This window comes from Kineococcus indalonis (assembly GCF_009906395.1).
In the GTDB taxonomy this organism is placed as follows: Bacteria; Actinomycetota; Actinomycetes; order Actinomycetales; family Kineococcaceae; genus Kineococcus; species Kineococcus indalonis.
The window spans coordinates 1-4,586 of record NZ_JAAALM010000338.1; the positions used below are offsets into that span (position 1 = coordinate 1).

Sequence of the window (4,586 nt, forward strand, 5' to 3'; positions counted from 1 at the left end):
GTGAGGTGGCCCAGCGGCAGGCAGCGCAGGCGGCCGCCGTCGGCGGCGACGACCTCGGCGGGCACGGCCCGGGCGCCCTCGCCGAGCACGACGGTCTCGCCGACGGCGGCCTCCAGGCCGGAGACCTCCACCGAGAGGCCGACGATGCCGCTGACCCGGCCCCGCACGAGGGGCCGGGCCGCGGCGGCGGCGCGCTGCAGCTGCGGGCGCAGCAGCTCGCGCACGTCGGCGGCGAGGCGGGAGGAGACCAGGGGGGCGTTCACGCCGGCCGCCCGGTCACCTCGTCGATCCCCCCGCCCGCCGCGACCGGCGAGCCGGTCGCGGCCTCGGGCGAGACCAGCGCCTCGAGGGCGCGCGCGACGCTGGCGCGCAGGCCGGCGTCGACGTCGGTGTCACCCTGACGGGCGATCGCGTCGCCCGGGGTGACCGTGGGGTCGGGCAGGAAGCTCACGCGTCCTGCATCGGCGGCGCCGGCACCGTCCTTGAGCGCCTCGCCGGTGGCGCCGGCACCCGTCCGGCCGTCACCCGTCAGGGCGGCCAGGTCGTCGGGGTGCACGCGCACCGTGACGGGCAGGGTGGCGTCCAGGGGGCGCAGGGCCCGCTGGACGGCCTCGTGCACCGGCGAGGCCATGAGGGAGACCTCGCGGTCCAGCACGGCGCCGGCGAGGTCCAGGGCCAGCTCCAGCACCGTGTCGGCCAGGGCCGCGACGGTGGGCTGGCGCTCGGCGCGCAGGGCGTCGGCGGCCGAGCGCACCGCCGCCTCCGCCCGCGCCAGGGCCGCCGCCTGCGCGGCGGCCTGGGCGCGGGCGGCCTCCTGGGCGGCGTGCCGCGCGGCGAGGCGCTCGGCGGCGGCCTCCTCGGCGGCCTGGCGCATGCCGGCGGCCCAGCCGGCCGCGTAGCCGGCGGTGCGGGCGGCCTCGCGCTCGGCGCGCAGGGCCTCCTCGTCCGCCGGGCTGCGCGGCAGCCGGATGCCGGTGAAGGCCCTCGGCTGGGCGGTGCCGGCCCCGCCGCCGGGGGCGGCGACGAACGAGCGGGCCGTGCGCGCCGGGGACGTGTCGGCGGGCCGGAAGGCGCGGGCGGTGCCCGCGTCAGGCCACGAAGTCATCGTCACCGCCGCGCGTCAGCACGATCTGCCCGGACTCCTCGAGCTGGCGGATGACCTGGACGACCTTCTGCTGCGACTCCTCGACCGCGGACATGCGGACGGGCCCGAGCATCTCGATCTCGTCGAGCAGGTTCTCGCGGGCGCGCTCGGAGACGTTGCGCAGGATCTTGTCGCGCACCGAGTCCTTGACGCCCTTGAGGGCGGTGGCCAGGTCGGCCGTCTCCACGCCGCGCAGCACGAGCTGGATGGCGCGGTCGTCCAGGGTGGTGATGTCCTCGAAGACGAACATGAGGGCGCGGATCTCGTCGGACAGGGCGGCGTCCTTGGCGGACAGGCCCTCGAGGATGCTGCGCTCGGTGCCGCGGTCGGCGCGGTTGATGATCTCGACCAGGGGCGCGACGCCGCCGACGGCGGTGTTCTGCTTGGCCTGCAGCACCGTGGAGGTGCGGCGCTGGACGACGTCCTCGATGAGGCGCACGTACTCGGTGCTCGTGGCCTCCATCGTGGCGATGCGGTAGGCGATGTCCGCCTGCATCTCCGGGGACAGCCCGCCCAGGATCATCGAGGACTGGTCGGGGCGCAGGTGCGCGACGACCAGGGCGATGGTCTGGGGGTGCTCGCCGGTGAGGAAGGTGAGGATCTGCTGCGGGTCGGCCTGGTGCAGGAACTGGAAGGGCTGCACGACCTGGGACTCGGCGACGCGGCCGAGGACCTCGGCGGCGCCGTCGGCGCCCAGGGCGCCCTCCAGCAGGGCCTGGGCGAAGTCCATGCCGCCGGCGCCGCCGCGCAGCGGCGAGGCGATCATGGAGTGGAACTCCTCCAGGACCACGCCGGCGACCTCCGGGGACACCGAGCGCAGCCGCAGGATCTCCGCGGTCAGCTCCTCGATCTCGGCGGGGCGCATGTGGGAGAGCACCTTGGCGGCGTTCTCCTGACCGACCTGCACGAGCAGGACGGCGGCCTTCTGCGCACCCGACAGGGGCGCGACCTCGACCTCGGTGGACGTCGTCACGGGTCAGGACCTCCGATCGGCGAGCCAGCCGCGGAGCAGTTCCGCGACCTCCTCGGGCTGGCGGGAGACGAGTTCGACGACCTCGGTGCGGCGGGCCGCCGCGGCCTCCAGGGCCGGGTCGACCGGTGCTGCTTCGAGCGCCACTGGACGATCGGCGGGAGCGTCCAGGACCTTGAGGTCGTCCTCGGCGGTGATGTCGCCGAGCTCGATCGGCGCGACGTCCAGGACGTCGACGGTCTCCACCTTGCGGCGGCGGAAGGCCAGCAGGACGACCACCAGCATGACCAGGACCAGCAGGGCCAGCGCGGCGGTCTTGCCGTAGCCGACGAGCGCGTCCTGCTTCTCGGCGGCCTCCTGCTCGGCCAGGGCGGCGGCGGCCGCGTCGGCGGCGGAGGAGTCGAAGGCGATCTTCTGCACGTTGACGGTGTCACCGCGGGCGGTGTCCAGGCCGGCGGCCTGGGTCACGAGCTGGGTGATCGCGTTGACGTCGGCGGTGCCGGCGTTCTTGGCGTCGATGACGACGGCGACGGACTGCCGCTCCACCTTGCCCGGGGCCTGCTTGGTCGTCGTCTCGATGCGGTTGATCGAGTTGTTGACCGTCTCGGAGCTCTTCTCGTACCCGCTCTCGCCGTTCGTGGCGCCGGCGGGGGTCTGGATGTTGTCCGGGCCCAGGACGCCGGTGGCCGCGCCGGCGGTGCCGCCGGTGTACTTCTCGATGTCCTTGCTGCTGACCAGGGGCGCGAGCTGCTGGGGCTGCTCGTACGTCACCGAGTTCTGCGTGGTGTCGTCGAAGTTCAGCGTCGCGTTGACGGTGGCCTTGACGTTGCCGGCGCCGAGGAAGCTCTCCAGCATCGCCTGCAGGTTGGCGCTCTGCGTGGTGTTGTAGTCGCCGGTCTTCTCCTGCTGCGCGGAGCTGCCGGAGTCGTCGGAGGACAGGGTGTTGCCCTTGTCGTCGACGACGGAGACGTTCTTGGGGTCCATGCCCTCCACGCCGCCGGCGACGAGGTTGACCACCGAGGTGACCTGGTCGTCGCTGAGCTGGGCGCCCGGCTTGAGCTTGACGAGCACCGACGCGGTGGTCGGCTTCTGCTCGTCGATGAAGACGTCCTTCTCCGGGATGGCCAGGTTGACCTTGGCCGTGTCGATCCCGTCGATGGAGGTGATCGTCTTCTGCAGCTCGTTGGCCAGGTCCTGCTGGTAGGCCTTCTGCTGCACGAACTCCGAGGTGGTGACGCCGGACTCCATGAGCATGGAGCTGCCGGTCTCGGTGTCCGCGGGCAGGCCCTCGCCGGACATGGCCAGGCGCTCGTCGTAGACGACGTCCTGCGGGACCATGACGGTGGTGCCGCCGTCGGCGAGCTGGTAGGCGACGCCGTCGGCCTTGAGCTTCTCGACGATCGCCGAGGCGTCGGCCCCGGACAGGTTCGAGAACAGCGGCGCGTAGGACGGGGTGGCCGCCCAGCGGGAGAAGAAGACCCCGCCGGCCACCAGGGCCACCAGGACCGCGATGACGACGGCCTTCTGACCGGAGGAGAAGGACTTGAAGCCCTCCCCGAAGCGCTTGGCGCCGTCGACGATCGCAGCGGGCCCCTTGCTCTTCGCCATCAGATCTGCATCCTCATGATCTCGTTGAACGCCTCGACGGCCTTGTCACGGACCGCCACGGTCAGCTGGGTCGCCAGCTGCGCCTCGTTGCTGGCGATCATGTAGTCGTGCACGTTGGTCAGGTCGCCGGTGGCGGCCTTGACAGCGAGGTCATCGGCGTTCGACTGGATGCCCTGAAGCTTGTCCAGGCCCCCGGAGAGCAGGGACGCGAAGTCGGTGCCGGAGGCGTCGCCCACCGCGCCGGTGCCCGTGGTGCCGGTGACGCCGGCGAGGCCGGCGATGCCGCTGGTGCCGGCGACGGACTGCGTGCCGGTGCTGACCCCGCGGGTCATCTGGGCGCTGTCGGTGTCCTCCAGGCCCTGGCCCCAGCCGATCGCCTGGGTGCCGAGGGAGGAGCCGACGCCGCCGACGGACCCGATGGACTCGATGCTCACGCCGCTCACGCCTTCCCGAGCTGCAGGGCCGCCTGGTAGGCGTCCTTGGCGCGGTCGATGACCGACAGGTTCGACTGGTACGCGCGCTGGGCCATGATCAGGCTGGTCATCTGCGTGCTCATGTCGATGTCGGGGTACTTCACGTAGCCGTCGGCGTCGGCGAGGGGGTGGTCGGGCTCGTGCACCATGCGGCCCTCGGTGCTGCCGGTGACGATGCCGGCCACCTGGGTGCCCTTGCCGTCGCCGGCCTCGGTGGCCACGACGTAGCGGGCGGCGAAGGCGTCCTCGTCGGTGCGCTTGGCGGTGTTGATGTTGGCGAGGTTGTCGCTGACGGCGTCCATCCACTTGCGGTTCACCGTGACGCCGGTCCCGGCGATGCCGATCGCGTCGAAGATGCTCATGGGTCGTGGGCTCCGGGTCAGGTGGTGGG

Annotated in this window: 5 protein-coding genes and 1 pseudogene; all 6 read right to left on the reverse strand. The window is 72.8% G+C overall.

Translation table 11 applies throughout. The annotated features are described in order from the left end of the window. Positions 1-263 (reverse strand): annotated as a pseudogene (locus GTR00_RS15160) (EscN/YscN/HrcN family type III secretion system ATPase); the annotation flags it as partial. Beyond that, the gene (locus GTR00_RS15165) at positions 260-1,105 is read right to left on the reverse strand and encodes a FliH/SctL family protein (RefSeq protein ID WP_166612433.1); all 846 of its coding nucleotides are present in this window, start codon (positions 1,103-1,105) and stop codon (positions 260-262) included. The gene GTR00_RS15165 and the pseudogene GTR00_RS15160, both read right to left, overlap by 4 nt. Next, positions 1,089-2,117, reverse strand: a complete 1,029-nt coding sequence (gene fliG, locus GTR00_RS15170; protein WP_323132507.1) for a flagellar motor switch protein FliG — start codon at positions 2,115-2,117, stop codon at positions 1,089-1,091. Before fliG ends, GTR00_RS15165 begins: the two co-directional genes overlap by 17 nt. A 3-nt stretch (positions 2,118-2,120) precedes the next feature. Then, entirely contained in the window at positions 2,121-3,722 is a 1,602-nt protein-coding gene (gene fliF, locus GTR00_RS15175; RefSeq protein WP_166612434.1) for a flagellar basal-body MS-ring/collar protein FliF, read from the reverse strand. Beyond that, a complete protein-coding gene (fliE, locus tag GTR00_RS15180; RefSeq protein WP_205705894.1) occupies positions 3,722-4,156 on the reverse strand; it encodes a flagellar hook-basal body complex protein FliE in 435 nt (144 codons plus the stop codon). The genes fliF and fliE overlap by 1 nt, the downstream gene beginning before the upstream one ends. A 5-nt stretch (positions 4,157-4,161) precedes the next feature. Continuing rightward, entirely contained in the window at positions 4,162-4,557 is a 396-nt protein-coding gene (gene flgC / locus GTR00_RS15185; RefSeq protein WP_166612435.1) for a flagellar basal body rod protein FlgC, read from the reverse strand. Between the last annotated feature and the right edge of the window lie 29 nt (positions 4,558-4,586).

Coding starts and splice junctions, on each gene's coding strand:
- GTR00_RS15165 (WP_166612433.1), bottom strand. CDS start 1,105: ATGACTTCGTGGCCTGACGCGGGCACCGCCCGCGCCTTCCGGCCCGCC.
- fliF (WP_166612434.1), bottom strand. CDS start 3,722: ATGGCGAAGAGCAAGGGGCCCGCTGCGATCGTCGACGGCGCCAAGCGC.
- flgC (WP_166612435.1), bottom strand. CDS start 4,557: ATGAGCATCTTCGACGCGATCGGCATCGCCGGGACCGGCGTCACGGTG.